This is a genomic window from Thermanaeromonas sp., from assembly GCF_021890735.1.
Lineage (GTDB): Bacteria > Bacillota > DSM-521 > Neomoorellales > Neomoorellaceae > Thermanaeromonas.
This window is the reverse complement of the sequence record NZ_JAKKUR010000037.1, coordinates 1-14,407: the sequence shown is the minus strand read 5'-3', so window position 1 is coordinate 14,407 and position 14,407 is coordinate 1. Positions and strand designations below refer to the sequence as shown.

Genomic DNA, 14,407 nt, shown 5'->3' with positions numbered 1-14,407 from the left:
GCTTCCATCAGGCAGAAAGTTAAAGAGGAACGCCCTTTAATCCATCACATTACAAATCTAGTGGTTACCAACCTGACCGCTAATGTTACCTTAGCGGTGGGCGCTGCCCCGGTCATGGCCCATTCCATAAAGGAAGTGGCTGATATGGTACGCCTAGCCCAGGCTCTGGTGTTGAATATGGGCACCCCCGACGAAGCGCTGGTGGAGGCCATGCTCCTAGCTGGAAAGGCGGCCAATGAAGCCGGGATACCTGTGATCTTTGATCCCGTGGGAGCTGGCGCTACCCCCTACCGTACAGACGTCGCCCAAAGGATAATACGGGAAGTGAAAGTTGATATTTTAAGAGGAAACTCGTCGGAAATAGCCTGTGTAGGGGGATGGGGTGGGCGTACCAGAGGAGTAGATGCGGCGGGAGCTCCCGTGGAGCCTGCGGAGATGGCCGTGAGGGTGGCCCGGAAGCTAAGAACGGTAGTAGCCATAACCGGAGCCACGGATTACATAAGCGACGGGCAGCACCTATTAGCCGTGGATAACGGGCACCACATGTTAACTGTGGTCACGGGCACCGGTTGCTCCGCCACTACAGTTATAGCCGCCTTCCGGGCGGTAGAAGCTGACGGCCTGGCGGCCGGCGCTGCTGCCCTGGCTTACTTTGGTCTGGCTGCCGAAAAGGCCGCCGAGGGCTGCCGGGGCCCGGGAAGCTTTCAGGAGGCCTTGTGGGATGCGTTGTATAATTTAGGAGGAGAAGAACTTGCCCGGGGGATAAAAATACGGGAGCTTGAAGCCTAAGGTTTGCGTTCCAGGAGGCTACCGCTATTCTGGGAAAAGTTTTGGTACGTGCGGTCCCGGTTCAGGCTGTTTTTTCATCCTCGTACACTTCCTTTACGGCCTCTAAGAAAACTTCCACCAGCTTAGGGTCGTAAAGGGTGCCCGCACCTTGCCTAAGTTCCTCGCTTGCCTGTTCAAAGGTAAGGCCTTTCCTGTAGGGACGGTCGGTGGTCATGGCGTCGAAACTATCGGCCAGCCGCACAATACGGGCGAGGAGGGGGATATTTTCCCCCTTTAGCCCGTCGGGGTAACCCGAGCCGTTATAATTTTCGTGATGGTAGCGGAGTATAAGCGCTATTTTTTGGAAAAATATCAAAGGTCTAAGTAGTTCGCTACCCCATAGCGGGTGAGTTTTCATGATCTCCCACTCTTCTTTAGTTAAAGGGCCATCCTTATTAAGTAGGCTGCTTTCAATCTCAATCTTTCCCAGGTCGTGAAGGTAGGCACCGTAACGCAGCGCATCTTTATCTTCTACGGAGAGATTTAACTTTTCGGCCAGCGCCAGAGAGTAGGACATAACCCTTTCCGAGTGCCCGTAAGTATACCTGTCCTTGGCATTAATTAGGGCTACCAGGGTTTGCAGGGTAGGGAAGGCTTCCTTAACTTTCAGGGCACAGATTTCGCTCAAAATGGACTGGTAAAGACGGGCTTTACCCTGGCTGGACTTGGCCCTGAAAAGGTCGTTTTCGGCAGCCCGGATGACCGGCAGGGCCGCATCGGCATCCTCGGGGAAGCTGGCAGAACCCATGGTTAAGGTAAAGGGCTTGCAGGGAGGCTCGCGGGTATCAAGCAGGCATAAGGTTGCTTCTTGGGCTATTTTTTCCTTCAATTTTGCGGCCACGCTTAAAGCTTCTTCCTTTTTCTTTCCGGGGAAGACCAACGCAAATTCATCGTTAGCGTAGCGCGCCGCATAATAAGGCGGGCCAATCTCCTGTAAGAGCAATTTACCGATTGCCGCTAGAATTTCATCCCCTTTTTGGTACCCGTACACAGCGTTGAAGTATTTAAACTGGTCTATATCCAGGAGCACCACTGTAAGGGGCTGGGCTTTTTCTTGTGCTTCCTTTATGGATAGCATTAGTCTTTCTTGCAGGCAGCGGTGGTTATAAAGCCCGGTGAGCTGGTCGTAATCGGCAAGCTGCACCAGAGCCTGCTGGACTCCGCGCTCTACCTCCATCAGGCCGCCCGTAAGCCAGGAAAGCAATATTATCACTGAGCCTACGATAACGTCGGCTTGGAACACTTCGGAAGGAAAGGGAAAACTGTGGAATAGCCTGTAGTCGAAAAAGAAGAGGAGCGCGGTAGCCAAAATACCTCCTATGGTACCGGCAACCTTACCAAAGGCAGTGGCGGCAATTATGGCCGGAACCAGTAGCAAAACCTTAGCTCCGTAAAAGTTATGGCTTAGCCATAAGAAGGTAAAAGTAAGGGGGTAGATCACCAGTAATAGTAGTATTTCATCCAGCCTGGACTGGCCCAGGGGCAAGATTTTGGGCAATATTTTTCGGGCAGTATATACTATTGTTCCCAAGGCAGAAACTACAAAGACTATAATGGGAAATATAGGAAAGATTGTCCCCAAGGGGACGTTGTAGAAACTAAACACGATCATAAGAAAAAGAAGAAGGCAGCTGATATGGGTAACCACAATATACTCAGAGATCTCGGTCGCTCTTTTATGCTCCCATGGCCGCATGGTCGAGTTATCCTCCGGTCACTACCCGCTTCATCCCTTACTAGGTAGGGGGTACCGGCGCGGGGCAGAACCGGCACCCCTTTGGCCGAATTATTTTCTTAGGGCCTTGGGCACTTCCGGCTGGTGCCAGGCAAACACACAAGTCGGCTTAACACCAATGGCTGCGGCTAAGGCCAAGAAAGAGAATACGGCAGGCAGCAGGCGGTAGACCAGGCGTCTCATCCTCTAAGGACCTCCCTTTGCTTTAAGCTGAAGAGATTATCTATAAAAGTGGCCAAGCCGTGCCCCGCACGGGTTAAGCTGAAGGCTTGCCACCACACCCCCAAACTTACGGCTAAAACCAGGGAAGAAGGGCCCTTTAGAGCCAGCGTCCCTAGCTGAAAAAAGACGATAAGAAAGAAAAAGAGCAGGGAAAGCCTGCGCATTTTCTTGCGCTCCACCGGAGCAAGGGGCTTATTAGGCGAATCCACTGGAGCAAGGCGAAGAAAAGGCAGAAAAGCCAGGGCTGCTCCTAATAAGACGAGAACAAACAGGCCGGAAGGAGAAAATTTCGGGGCAAGAAGGGAAGAAAATTTCCCTGCGCACCCGGCAACGAGCATACCCAAGATGTTGCAAGTTAAAGGGGAGCGGCTGTGGGCTCCGCCGGAGAATAGGCGCAAGGTGCCTGCGGCTAGGGTGGCAGCCAGGGCCGGGCCTAAGCAATCTAAGAGCAGGCCTGTGAGAACTACGGAAATGAGGTTGGCCGTGCTGTATACGGTTATCTTTAGACCGTACAAGGCCACCTCTTCCTCAGCGGGGCTTAATCCTAAGTTTTCCCTTAGGTAGGCCGCGGCCGCCTCGAGCAGGTTAAGCTTTATCAAACTAACCCCTTCCTTTGGTTGTAGTAATTTTTCCCCAGGGCTACGGCCAACAGGGTTATTTCGCCGGGGAGGGCGAAGGCTGCCCGCAGGAAAGGATTGGCAAAAGCCTGGGTGTAGGAGAGGCCTGTCCAGTTTAAAAGAGGTTTGGTATAAATCAGTTCAGAGGTAGCCAATATAGTGAAGCAGACCAGACCGGCAAGAAAAATTCTGCTCAAGGGTTGCTGGGTGAAGAACCTAGTATAAAGAACCAGGGAGAACAGTAAAAGCACCGAGTGCATTCCGAAGGCAATAGGGAGCACGCGCACTAAGTTGGTGAGAGCCTGTAATAAGCTTATGTATATGACCCTTCTATCCCGGAGCTTAAGGCCTAGAATGCTAAACATCGCTAAAGTCAGTACCACGCTTTCCGGGAAATCCTGCAGAAGGAGTGCGTATATGACATAGGGGAAGCCCTCTTTAACCATCACTTACATACCTCGCTCATAAAAAATTCAATTCGACAACAACGTCTTTTCTCCTGCTAGCCCAGGAAAAACTTGCTTTTTTAAGAGGGAAATACCCTGTACAGGAGAACCGCCCGTAGGCTACAATTTTAGTACCTACAAGAGAATCAAATTCAAATTTAAGGAGTGCCGCCTGTGTTATACATACTTTTCCTCTTTAATGCGGTAGAAGCTTCAGAGCGCCGGGGCGTCTTTAGCGATTGCCTCTCCTGGGATGTAGCTTGCCAGATTTACAGGGCTCTACAAGAAAGCGGCCATACCATTTTGCCTTTAAATCTTCATAGCCTTCACCAATTAGAAGAATATCTGGCTGAGGCACCTATACCCCATCTGGCCTTTGTTTTGGCTGAGGGGTTTTTAGACGAGCCGCACACTTTATACGACGGCACGGGTGCGGCCGCTGTCCGTAATTTATTACAGCATTACGGTATTCCGACCAGCCATTCGCCTGCGGCTGTCATGGAGATATGCCGGCATAAAAATTTGACCTATGAATTTCTGGCCCGCCATAACCTGCCCGTGCCCCGGTACACGCTGGTGGAGTTTAGCCAGGATAATTGGGAGGAAAAGCTCAAGGAAGCCGTGGAAAGGATAGGCTTTCCCCTCTTTGTCAAACCCAACGGCGGGGGAAACAGCCTGGGGATAGACGAGTATTCCTTGAGTTTCCATTACGGGGACTTAAAGCGTAAGGTCATATCTTTAAAAGAAGCTTTAGGTGAAGTCCCCATACTGGTGGAAGAGTACCTTCCCGGCCAGGAGGTAACGGTAGGCGTAATCGGACAAAATCCTTGTTACATTTTACCTCCCTTAGCTTTCCTAAAAAAGGCCATCAGGACTACATCCGTAAAAAAGGAGAACCCTCAGTACTTTCCTGTACTGGCCGGGGAAGGACTGTACAAGTGCCTCGCGAACCTAGCAGGCCGTGCATTTTCTCTTCTGGGGGCCAGGGATGCCCTGCGCCTGGACCTGCGGGCGGACAACTTGGGTAATTTCTACGTTATAGATGTAAATGGCACTCCTTCCCTTAATCCTACTTCTTCCCTGGCGGCCATGGCTGCATCAATAGGGCTTAGTCTTACCCAGCTCATTAACTTCATACTGTACCAATCTTTGCTAAGGAACGGGCTGCCCCCCGGCCCTCATCTAGAGAGGCTAGCAGATGAAGTTTCGAGGAACCTTTACCCTTACCGCTGGGAGGGGGAAGTAGCATTAGTTAAGGCATGCAGTTAGGTGAGTCTAGTATCGGGGGGTGATGGACTTTGCGGACCGGTATCGCCAGCCTCCCTCTACATGGAGGGCATTGCCCGCCCTGGCTTTTTGAACGCATGAAGCGCTTGGCAATAGCTATAATCGAGGTGATAGTGCAGGAATTCGGTCCGCATGAAGTACTGCGCCGGTTGAGCGATCCTTTTTGGTTTCAGGCCTTCGGTTGCGTGCTGGGGTTCGACTGGCATTCATCCGGATTAACCACTACGGTTTGCGGGGCCCTCAAGGAAGGCCTGCGGGGCAGGGAAAGGGACCTAGGCCTTGTTATTGCGGGAGGTAAAGGCCGCACCTCCCGGCAGACGCCTTTGGAGATAGCAACGGCTGCTGACAGGCACGCCCTCCCCTTAAATCCGGAAGACCTTATTTTTGCCAGCCGTATGGCTGCCAAAGTAGACAACACCGCCCTCCAAGACGGGTACCAGCTCTACCACCACGTCTTCATCTTTACCTTTGATGGCCAGTGGGCTGTAGTTCAACAGGGCATGAATGAAGGCTGCCGCCTGGCCAGGCGTTACCACTGGTTGGGGGAAGGGCTTAAGGATTTTGTATGCGACCCCCATGCTGCGGTATGCTGTGACCGCAAGGGCTTCGCTTTAAATTTGGTGGCCAAAGAGAGCGAGCAGGCCCGTAAAGTGGTGGCAGAACTGGCCAGGGAGAAGCCGGAAAAGGTGGTGAAGGAGTACCGCCGGATCCTGGAAAAAAGAAAAACAGAAAGAGATTTCTGCCAACTCCCCTCGAATTCAGAGGTTTCAGATCAGGATGACCCTACGGGGAAATGCGGGGCTTACGGTAGCATTCACGGGCAGCTAACCCTTTGGGATATCCCGGGATGTACTCCTCAGGAGTATACATCGCGATTTAACCAACCGTCCCTACTGGAACTTCCTTTCAGGCATGACCTCCCTCAGGCTGAATACTTAAATAAAGCCCTCCTCAAGCTGTACGCTAGCCAGCCTGCTGATTTTATTTCTGTGCTAGGGGTAGAAGGGGTAGGGCCTAAAACCTTGCGGGCTTTAGCCCTGGTGTCCGAGGTAGCCTTTGGGGCACCGGCCAGTTTTAGGGATCCCGTGAAGTATAGCTTTAGCCACGGGGGGAAAGACGGCCACCCTTATCCCGTAGACCGGAAGCTATACGACCGTTCCATTGCTGTACTGGAAAAAGCCTTGACCGAAGCTAAAATAGGCCGAAGTGAAAAGATGGATGCACTCCGCCGCCTTGCGCATTTGGCACGTCTTTAGGTGCGGCGGGCATATATATATAATGGCATATTAGGCGGCCCTTAAAATAATTAAAGGGGGCTTAAATTTAGGCCCCCTTTAATTATTTGAACTTAAGACCCTTAACCTAAAATAGCCTTGAGATCTTCTTCCGGAGTAGTAATTAGCTGCAGGTTAAACTTGTCCTGCAATATTTGAAGCACGTTAGGCGAAATGAAGGCAGGAGCTGACGGGCCTATACGGATGTTTTTGACCCCCAAGTGGAAAAGGGTAAGGAGTATGGCCACGGCTTTCTGCTCAAACCAGGATAGTACCAGGCTTAAGGGCAGCTCGTTTACGCTGCAGCCGAAGGCGTCGGCCAGGGCGAGGGCTACTTGGATGGCGGAGTAGGCGTTGTTGCACTGGCCTATATCGATGAGGCGGGGAATACCCTCGATCTCGCCCAGGTCCAGGTAGTTGAAGCGGTATTTCCCGCACCCCAGAGTGAGGACTACACAGTCCTGCGGGACCTTCTGGACAAATTCTGTGTAGTAGCTGCGTACCTTTTTAGCCCCGTCACAGCCGCCTACCAGGAAGAAATGGCGAATCTTTCCGGCTTTAACCAGGGTGATGATGTGATCGGCCAATCCCAAGATGGACTTATGGTGGAAACCGGTGGTTATGGTCTTACCTTCTTTTTCTGGCAAGGGTGGAAGGGATTTAGCCTTTTCAATTACCGGGGTAAAATCCCGGTTTTTAATATGGGTTACGCCGGGCAGTCCAGCTACTCCACAGGTGAACATGCGGTCCTTGTAGGTTTCCTTGGGTATGAGGACACAGTTGGTGGTGCCGAGGATGGCTCCCGGAAACTCCTCGAATTCGCTGCGCTGGTTTTGCCAGGCCGTACCATAATTGCCTACCAGATGCGGGAATTTCCTTAATTCCGGGTAAGCGTGGGCCGGGAGCATTTCACCGTGGGTATAAACGTTAACACCCGTACCCTCTGTCTGTTTCAACAGTTCATAAAGGTCCAGGAGATCGTGGCCGGTAACGAGGATGCCGGGACCAGCTTTGGTTCCTGTAAAGACTTTAGTGGGTGTGGGAGCCCCAAAACGTTCTACATGGGCCTTGTCCAGAAGCTCCATAGCCTTAAGGTTCATGGCCCCGCATTTGAGGAGGAGTTCTAGGTGCCGCTCCATATCAAAGTCGACATTAGTTAAAGTGGCAAACAAGGCTTCCTCCATAAAAGAATCTATTTCCTCATCGTGGTAACCCAGCTCCCGCGCGTGGTAGGCATAAGCGGCGATACCCTTAAGGCCGAAAATAAGGGTGTCCTGGAGGCTGGCCAGGTCCTCGTTTTTACCGCAGACGCCCACCTTAGTGCAACCGGTTCCTCCGGCTGTTTGTTCACACTGGTAACAGAACATTACCTTTCCCTCCCTAAGTGAGATAGTTATAAGCTAGCTTCCGCTAGGAAAGGATAAGGGACTTCTGAAGCAAAGTCTGTGATTTAGCTCACAATTATGCGGTTTTTTGGAAAAGGGTTTATTAGCGTGTGGGGAAAGTATATGCTATAATTTAACAGTAGGTATTAAGATCAACTGATAGCAGGAGGCTATAAAAATTTCATGTTTCCAGGCCTTAAGAAAACCAAGTACATAGAGCTGGATACCCAAAGCTATTTTCATGAGCACCCCTTTGAAAAATGTCCCTCATGTAAAGAGATACTGGTGCAGAAACAGCTACGGGATAATCTTAAAGTTTGCCCGCACTGTGAATATCATTTCCGGCTTACGGCTGCCGAACGGCTAACGCAGGTGGTGGACGAGGGTACCTTTGAGGAGTGGGACGCGGAGTTAACTTCGAGCGATCCCCTTTCCTTTCCGGGGTACATGGAGAAGCTTAAAAAGGCCCGGGAAAGCACGGGGCTTAAAGAAGCTGTGGTCACGGGATACGGCGAGATAGACGGGGAACCCGCAGCCTTAGCGGTTATGGATAGCCATTTTATGATGGGGAGTATGGGGATAGTGGTAGGGGAGAAGATAGCCAGGGCCATAGAAAAGGCCTTGGACCAGGGCCTCCCTTTTATAGCCTTCTGTGCCTCCGGCGGAGCCCGCATGCAAGAAGGGATGCTCTCTCTTCTGCAGATGGCCAAGGTTTCAGCTCTTCTTAACAAGTTTAGCCAGGCCCGGCTGCTTTATATAAGTGTGCTCACTGACCCTACCACTGGAGGGGTAACGGCCAGTTTCGCCTCTTTGGGGGATATTATCCTGGCCGAACCGGGCGCCCTTATATGTTTTACCGGGCCACGTGTTATCGAGCAAACCATCGGGCAGAAGCTGCCCGATGGCTTCCAGCGGGCCGAATTTATGCTGGCCAAGGGCTTTATAGACTTAATAGTACATCGGAAGAGTATGAAGGCAACTTTGGCCAAACTTTTAAGACTCCATCCACGAGGGGATAGAAGTGCTCGTTCACGAACGGAATTTCACGGAGCTTAGAAAGAGAATTGAAGAGCTAGAAGTCTTCTGCCGAGAACGCAATATAAATTTAAGCTCCGAAATAAAACTATTATGCGAGAGGGTAAAGATGCTCGAGGAAGAAATTTATCAAAACTTGGGCGCCTTTGAACGAGTCCATTTGGCCCGCCTTCTGGAAAGACCGGGGGCCATGGACTACATCCAGGCCATCTTCCCGGACTTTTTAGAACTCCACGGTGACCGCGCTTACGGGGATGACCCCAGTATAGTAGGAGGCCTGGCTACTTTAGAAGGTATACCGGTTACAGTGATAGGTAACCGGCGGGGCAGCGATACTAAAGAAAATATGAAATATAATTTCGGCATGGCCCATCCCGAAGGCTACCGTAAGGCCAGGAGGCTTATGCAGCAGGCAGAAAAATTCGGAAGGCCTGTAATCACCTTTGTAGATACTCCGGGGGCTTACCCGGGAACCGGGGCGGAGGAGCGCGGGCAGGGTGAGGCCATAGCCCAAAACCTCCTTGTGATGAGCGGCTTGAAGGTCCCTATAATAGCCGTTCTCATAGGGCAGGGGGGAAGCGGTGGGGCTTTAGCCCTGGCGGTAGCCGACCGGCTTTTGATGCTGGAAAATGCCTTTTTCAGTGTTATTTCCCCTGAAGGTTGTGCTAGTATCCTTTTTAAGGATCCTGGCCGGGCAGCGGAGGCTGCTGAGGCCTTAAAACTTACGGCCCGGGACCTATACGAGCTAAACTTAATCGATGAGGTGATCCCGGAACCCGTGGGCGGTGCCCACCGGGATAAACCGGGCACGGCGGAAAAGATCAAAGAGAGGCTGGTTTATCACCTTAAGGAGCTATTACAAAAACACCCGGAAGAGCTGGTAAGCTCCCGGGTAGCCCGTTACCGCAAGGTGGGGTGGGATTATTTATGAATTCTAGAGGCTTTGGCTTAAGCGCATGGCCGTTTGTGTATAGAAATCCTTTGGGGCAGTAGTATCTTCAACCCCCGGTTGAAGTTTATTAACTTTTTGTCCGGCGAGCCTTCTTGCGTCCTGTACTACAGCCCAGGCCGGATCACTTAAGATTTTTGGGCGGTAGGCCAGAATGTTCCTTACCCGCCGGACCAAGTCTTCCTCTATACCCAAAGATAATAGGATTCTTTCTGCCTCTCTTTCCTCTACGTCGTAAAGGAGGGAGGCGGCTATAGCAACCAGGGGTTCTACACCTTCCTCCTGCGCGATTTTTTCCGCAAAGGAGGCGGCTTGGAGGGTGAGAGCCAAGAGTTCCTTTTGACCTGCTAGTTTCTTTCGTACCTCTACTTCCAGCTTGTCGCGTATCACCCGGGGCTGCCTCTGATACTCTTTAGCCAGCGGGCCCAAGCATTTATCGGCATAAGAGCACCAAGCCGCGCATCCGGGATCGAAGCGGGGGTTTTTTACGTGCTGCCGGCAGTGGGGGCAGCGTAGCGTTACGTCATCCTTCCAAAATTCTATCAACGTGCCGCAGTGCGGGCAGGGCTCTTCAAAAATATCCTCGGGCTTCCAGTATCTCCGGTCCTGGCCCGGACAGCGGGTGGCACTCATGGTAGTTCCTCCCTTTTCTCCGGTATAGGTAAACTTTATTATAAAAGCCTTCCGGCCAGGAGGCTATGACCTATATCACACTTATGATATAGGGGCCAGGAAGGATACCAGCACCTGCCGGCGGCGGGGACCGTCGAATTCGGCAAAATAAATGGCTTGCCACGTACCGAGTTGCAGCCTGCCTTGGGAAATGGGTACTATTACTGAGGAACCTGTAAGTACAGCCTTGATATGGGCATCGCTGTTGCCTTCTAAGTGCCGGTAGTCACCGTGCTGGGGAACGAGACGAAGCAGGGTGGTGAGGATATCGCGCACCACATCCGGGTCCGCATTTTCATTGATGATGATACCGGCGGTCGTATGGGGTACGAAAAGAAGGCAGGCCCCGGAACTTATTTTATGCTGGTCGATCAAAGCCTGTACCTCTAAAGTTATATTGATGAGCTCTACCCGCTGTCGGGAATGAACGGTCAGTTGTAACATAAGTGTTTAACCTCCCCTTTAGTCCTTCCAGCTTTATTTTAACAGCGTTCATTTTGCGGTGGCAGTCTTAAGGTGTAAAATTTGCTACTTTCTTAGGAGAGGATAGAATGCCGAACACCCGGGCTCTTCAACGCAAGGTAAGACGCAATTACGGAAAATGGTTTTTGACCAAGGTTAAACGGGCCGTCCAAAAGTACCGGATGATCGATGCAGGGGATCGGGTACTCGTGGGCGCGTCAGGCGGTAAGGACAGCTCCGCCCTCCTTTATATACTCTGGCTTCTTAAAAATTTTTCGCCCCTTAAGTTTGAATTTGAGGCAGTCTTTCTTGACCTTGGGTGGGGTTTGGATCCTGCGCCCCTGGCGGATTTCTGCCGGGAGTACGGGATACCCTTTCACGTAGAACCCACCGTAATAAAAGCCATAGTTTTTGACTACCGCAAAGAGGAGCACCCTTGCGCCCTTTGTTCTCACTTACGCCGCGGTGCCTTGCACCAGGTAGCCCAGCGCCTGGGATGCAATAAGGTGGCCCTGGGACACCATCTAGACGATCTTCTGGAAACCTTTTTATTAAACTGGCTGTATAACGGCCGCTTTTATACCTTTTCGCCTTCCACTTACTTGACCCGGAGCGGGCTCACAGTAATCCGCCCCCTCATCTACCTCAGGGAGGCAACCGTAGAAGCCTTAACCCGCAAAGAAAACCTTCCCGTACTGGCCAACCCTTGCCCGGCGGCAGGACATACCAGGCGGCAGGAGGTTAAGGAGCTAGTAGGATCTTTGGCCGTAAGGTATCCCTATATCCGGGAGCGCTTCCTTGTGGCCTGGGAAGAGCTTTGGGGAGAAAGGCCGAAAGAAATTTTTTAGCCCTGCCAGGGAAGCTCCTTGCATGAACGTTTTTTAGTGTGGTACACTAAAACCGTGCGGGTAAAACCTTTACAGGTTTACACCGCACAAAAGGTAACCCAATACCAAGGATCAACAGAACTTCCGCTTGGATCCTTGAAAGGACCGGGACGGGGCAAAAAATAGATGTGGGATTACATGCCTTCTAGATGTCCCGTCTAGAAGGCTTTTTAATTTTTAAGAGGCCGTTGTTTGGGAGGTCGTTACAATAATGGAACTTTTTAAAACCATATCTGGGGTACGAGAGTGGGTGAAGGACCAAAGACAACAAGGGAGGAAAATAGGTCTTGTCCCCACTATGGGTTACCTTCATGAGGGGCACTTAACCCTCATGCGGTGGGCTAAGAAATCCTGTGAAGCTGTAATTATAAGCATCTTTGTGAACCCCACCCAGTTCGGGCCCCAGGAAGATTACGAGCGGTATCCGCGCGATCTGGAGCGCGATCTCAGGCTTGCCCGGGAGGTAGGGGTGGATGCGGTTTTTGCCCCGGAAGTAGAGGAGATGTACCCGCCGGGTTATGCTACTTATGTAGAGGTAGAGGGGCTTACAGAGGTGCTCTGCGGGGCTTCCAGGCCCGGGCATTTCCGGGGGGTGGCTACGGTGGTGACCAAGCTTTTTAATATCGTGCAACCCGATGAAGCCTTTTTCGGCCTTAAAGATTACCAGCAAGCCGTGGTCATTAAGCGGATGGTGAAAGATTTAAATATCCCCGTAGAGATCGTCACCGTCCCTACCGTACGGGAAGAAGACGGGCTGGCTCTAAGTTCCAGAAACAAGTACTTAACACCTGAAGAGCGCCGGCAGGCCTTAAGTTTATACAGGGCTTTAAAATTGGGGGAAGAGCTCATCCGCCGGGGTGAACGCCGGGCGGACAAAGTCCGGGAAGCTATGAGTAGAGAGATCCTTAGCCAACCCCTGGCCAGGATCGATTATGTAAGCGTAAACGATGCGGAGACTTTAAAGCCTGTAGATGAAATTTCCGGCAAGGTCCTTCTTGCGGTAGCCGTATGGATAGGGTCTACCAGGCTTATAGATAACCTGGTAGTAGAGGTATAGGTTACAGAAGATGCAAGCAAGAAGAGTACTGCACAAAAAGGCCGTTCGGTCAGACAAATCTCCGAGGGGGAGGTATCCCGAGCCATGTGGCGGGTCATGATGAAATCTAAAATCCACCGGGCAACAGTTACGGAAGCCAACCTCAACTATGTGGGCAGCATTACCATTGATAGCGAGCTGCTGGATGCTGCGGATATATTGCCCCACGAGCAGGTGCAAGTGGTAAATATTAACAATGGCGCCCGGTTTGAGACTTACGTTATACCTGGGGAAAGGGGTAGCGGGGTTATCTGCGTAAACGGGGCTGCGGCTCGCCTGGTGCAGCCGGGGGATATTGTAATAATTATTTCATATGGGCTTTACTCAGATGAAGAAGCAAGGAGGCTTGAGCCGAGGGTTGTTTTTGTAGATGCCCGCAACAGGCCCCTAAGGGATTAAATTTTACGGTTAAAAGCTTGCACCAACAGCGAAAAAAAGAGAGTGTTTAAGGCTTCTGGGGTAGATTTGGCTGGGACAAATTATCTCAAGTAAAGCTTTGTTTTGAGCAAATTGTTAACTATACCTAACAAAAGAGTTGACGATAGGCCTGGAGATATAGTAAACTACAACCAACACATTTCCGAAAGTATAAGATGCGCCAGAGGGGAGAGGGATGGGGGAAAGCAAGCAGCAAATATTGGACGAGCTTAAAAAAAGAAAAGGTGAATACATTTCGGGCGAAGAGCTTAGCCGACGCCTGGGCTTAAGCAGAACTGCTATATGGAAGCACGTTAAAGCGCTGCGCCGTGATGGCTACTGTATCAGCGCTTCTACCCGCCTCGGGTATGCCCTTCTTAGTGTACCGGACAGGCTGTACCCGGAGGAAGTCTATGCCGGCCTTAAAACAGCCTGGGTGGGCCGGAACTTTTATTACTACGAACAGGTGGGCTCCACTAATCAAGTGGCTAAAGAGCTGGCAGAAAAAGGAGCACCCGAGGGGACCGCTGTGGTGGCTGAGGAACAGACCAGCGGGCGGGGGCGCCTGGGGCGGGGGTGGCTGTCACCGGCCGGGAAGGGTATCTGGCTGTCCCTCATTTTACGGCCCCGGGTGGCGCCGTGGCAGCTTCCTCAGCTTAGTCTTTTAGCCGCGGTAGGCGTGGTTTCTGCAATAACCGAAGTCACGGGGTTAAAAGTGGGGATAAAATGGCCTAATGATATTTTGAGCAGGAACAAGAAATTGTGCGGCATCCTCACGGAGATGCGCGGCGAAATGGAGATTACCCAGTACGTTATCTTGGGTATCGGCCTTAACGTTAACCTGGATATAGAAGATTTTCCCGAGGAACTTCGCCCATGCTCCACTTCTTTAAAGCTAGAATTGGGGGAAGAAGTACCCAGGCTTCCCCTTTTAAACTCCCTCTTTTATCACCTGGAAAAAGGGTATGAGCAGTGGGAAAAAGAAGGGTTTTCCTCGATAAGGGAAGCTTGGAAAAAATTCAGTGTGACCCTGGGCCGGATGGTCAGGATAGAGGCGGGCCGCACGGCTTTTGAGGGTGTAGCCGTAGACATAGA

The 14,407-nt window shown here is 51.5% G+C and carries 16 protein-coding genes; 9 read left to right on the top strand and 7 right to left on the bottom strand.

Annotation, left to right across the window (positions count from 1 at the left end; translation table 11 throughout):
* The coding region (gene thiM / locus L5656_RS07290) for a hydroxyethylthiazole kinase (protein WP_297201177.1) at positions 1-789 on the top strand (789 nt) is incomplete at its 5' end.
* Between the two features lie 61 nt (positions 790-850).
* Here thiM and L5656_RS07285 read toward each other — a convergent pair.
* The 4 genes from L5656_RS07285 to L5656_RS07270 all read right to left on the bottom strand — a co-directional run bounded on the left by L5656_RS07285 (position 851) and on the right by L5656_RS07270 (position 3,848).
* Positions 851-2,524 carry a bifunctional diguanylate cyclase/phosphohydrolase gene (locus L5656_RS07285; protein WP_297201175.1) on the bottom strand — a complete coding sequence of 558 codons (1,674 nt, stop codon included), beginning with the start codon at positions 2,522-2,524 and terminating at the stop codon, positions 851-853.
* 90 nt (positions 2,525-2,614) lie between these two features.
* Positions 2,615-2,746 carry a cyclic lactone autoinducer peptide gene (locus L5656_RS07280; protein WP_297201173.1) on the bottom strand — a complete coding sequence of 44 codons (132 nt, stop codon included), beginning with the start codon at positions 2,744-2,746 and terminating at the stop codon, positions 2,615-2,617.
* Complete coding sequence (locus tag L5656_RS07275) at positions 2,743-3,384, bottom strand: accessory gene regulator ArgB-like protein (protein WP_297201170.1); 642 nt, start codon at positions 3,382-3,384, stop codon at positions 2,743-2,745. The genes L5656_RS07280 and L5656_RS07275 overlap by 4 nt, the downstream gene beginning before the upstream one ends.
* Positions 3,381-3,848 carry a hypothetical protein gene (locus L5656_RS07270; protein WP_366018078.1) on the bottom strand — a complete coding sequence of 156 codons (468 nt, stop codon included), beginning with the start codon at positions 3,846-3,848 and terminating at the stop codon, positions 3,381-3,383. Before L5656_RS07270 ends, L5656_RS07275 begins: the two co-directional genes overlap by 4 nt.
* A gap of 174 nt (positions 3,849-4,022) precedes the next feature.
* On the opposite strand from L5656_RS07270, the gene L5656_RS07265 reads away from it, so the two are divergent.
* Together L5656_RS07265 and L5656_RS07260 are read left to right on the top strand one after the other, a co-directional pair.
* On the top strand, positions 4,023-5,117 hold the full coding sequence (locus L5656_RS07265) for a D-alanine--D-alanine ligase family protein (protein WP_297201165.1): 1,095 nt from the start codon (positions 4,023-4,025) through the stop codon (positions 5,115-5,117).
* Positions 5,118-5,146: 29 nt separating this feature from the next.
* Positions 5,147-6,391, top strand: a complete 1,245-nt coding sequence (locus tag L5656_RS07260) for a DUF763 domain-containing protein (RefSeq protein ID WP_297201162.1) — start codon at positions 5,147-5,149, stop codon at positions 6,389-6,391.
* A gap of 101 nt (positions 6,392-6,492) precedes the next feature.
* On the opposite strand, the gene hcp is transcribed toward L5656_RS07260, so the two are convergent.
* Complete coding sequence (hcp, locus tag L5656_RS07255; RefSeq protein WP_297201159.1) at positions 6,493-7,776, bottom strand: hydroxylamine reductase; 1,284 nt, start codon at positions 7,774-7,776, stop codon at positions 6,493-6,495.
* Between the two features lie 201 nt (positions 7,777-7,977).
* Between hcp and accD the strand changes: the two genes are divergently transcribed.
* Together accD and L5656_RS07245 are read left to right on the top strand one after the other, a co-directional pair.
* Positions 7,978-8,850, top strand: a complete 873-nt coding sequence (gene accD / locus L5656_RS07250) for an acetyl-CoA carboxylase, carboxyltransferase subunit beta (RefSeq protein WP_297201157.1) — start codon at positions 7,978-7,980, stop codon at positions 8,848-8,850.
* The gene (locus L5656_RS07245) at positions 8,816-9,760 is read left to right on the top strand and encodes an acetyl-CoA carboxylase carboxyltransferase subunit alpha (protein ID WP_297201153.1); all 945 of its coding nucleotides are present in this window, start codon (positions 8,816-8,818) and stop codon (positions 9,758-9,760) included. Before accD ends, L5656_RS07245 begins: the two co-directional genes overlap by 35 nt.
* Before the next feature lie 3 nt (positions 9,761-9,763).
* Here L5656_RS07245 and L5656_RS07240 read toward each other — a convergent pair whose 3' ends face one another.
* Both L5656_RS07240 and L5656_RS07235 read right to left on the bottom strand, forming a co-directional pair.
* The gene (locus L5656_RS07240; protein WP_297201150.1) at positions 9,764-10,411 is read right to left on the bottom strand and encodes a hypothetical protein; all 648 of its coding nucleotides are present in this window, start codon (positions 10,409-10,411) and stop codon (positions 9,764-9,766) included.
* 81 nt (positions 10,412-10,492) lie between these two features.
* Positions 10,493-10,894 carry a secondary thiamine-phosphate synthase enzyme YjbQ gene (locus tag L5656_RS07235; protein WP_297201148.1) on the bottom strand — a complete coding sequence of 134 codons (402 nt, stop codon included), beginning with the start codon at positions 10,892-10,894 and terminating at the stop codon, positions 10,493-10,495.
* Positions 10,895-11,001: 107 nt separating this feature from the next.
* Here L5656_RS07235 and L5656_RS07230 point away from each other — a divergent pair, with 107 nt between their 5' ends.
* The 4 genes from L5656_RS07230 to L5656_RS07215 all read left to right on the top strand — a co-directional run.
* Positions 11,002-11,760, top strand: a complete 759-nt coding sequence (locus L5656_RS07230; protein ID WP_297201145.1) for a tRNA lysidine(34) synthetase — start codon at positions 11,002-11,004, stop codon at positions 11,758-11,760.
* A 250-nt stretch (positions 11,761-12,010) separates the two neighbouring features.
* Positions 12,011-12,856 carry a pantoate--beta-alanine ligase gene (panC, locus tag L5656_RS07225; RefSeq protein ID WP_297201142.1) on the top strand — a complete coding sequence of 282 codons (846 nt, stop codon included), beginning with the start codon at positions 12,011-12,013 and terminating at the stop codon, positions 12,854-12,856.
* A gap of 84 nt (positions 12,857-12,940) precedes the next feature.
* On the top strand, positions 12,941-13,294 hold the full coding sequence (panD, locus tag L5656_RS07220; RefSeq protein ID WP_297201139.1) for an aspartate 1-decarboxylase: 354 nt from the start codon (positions 12,941-12,943) through the stop codon (positions 13,292-13,294).
* A 214-nt stretch (positions 13,295-13,508) separates the two neighbouring features.
* A partial coding sequence (locus L5656_RS07215) for a biotin--[acetyl-CoA-carboxylase] ligase (protein ID WP_297201136.1) occupies positions 13,509-14,407 on the top strand: 899 nt, incomplete at its 3' end.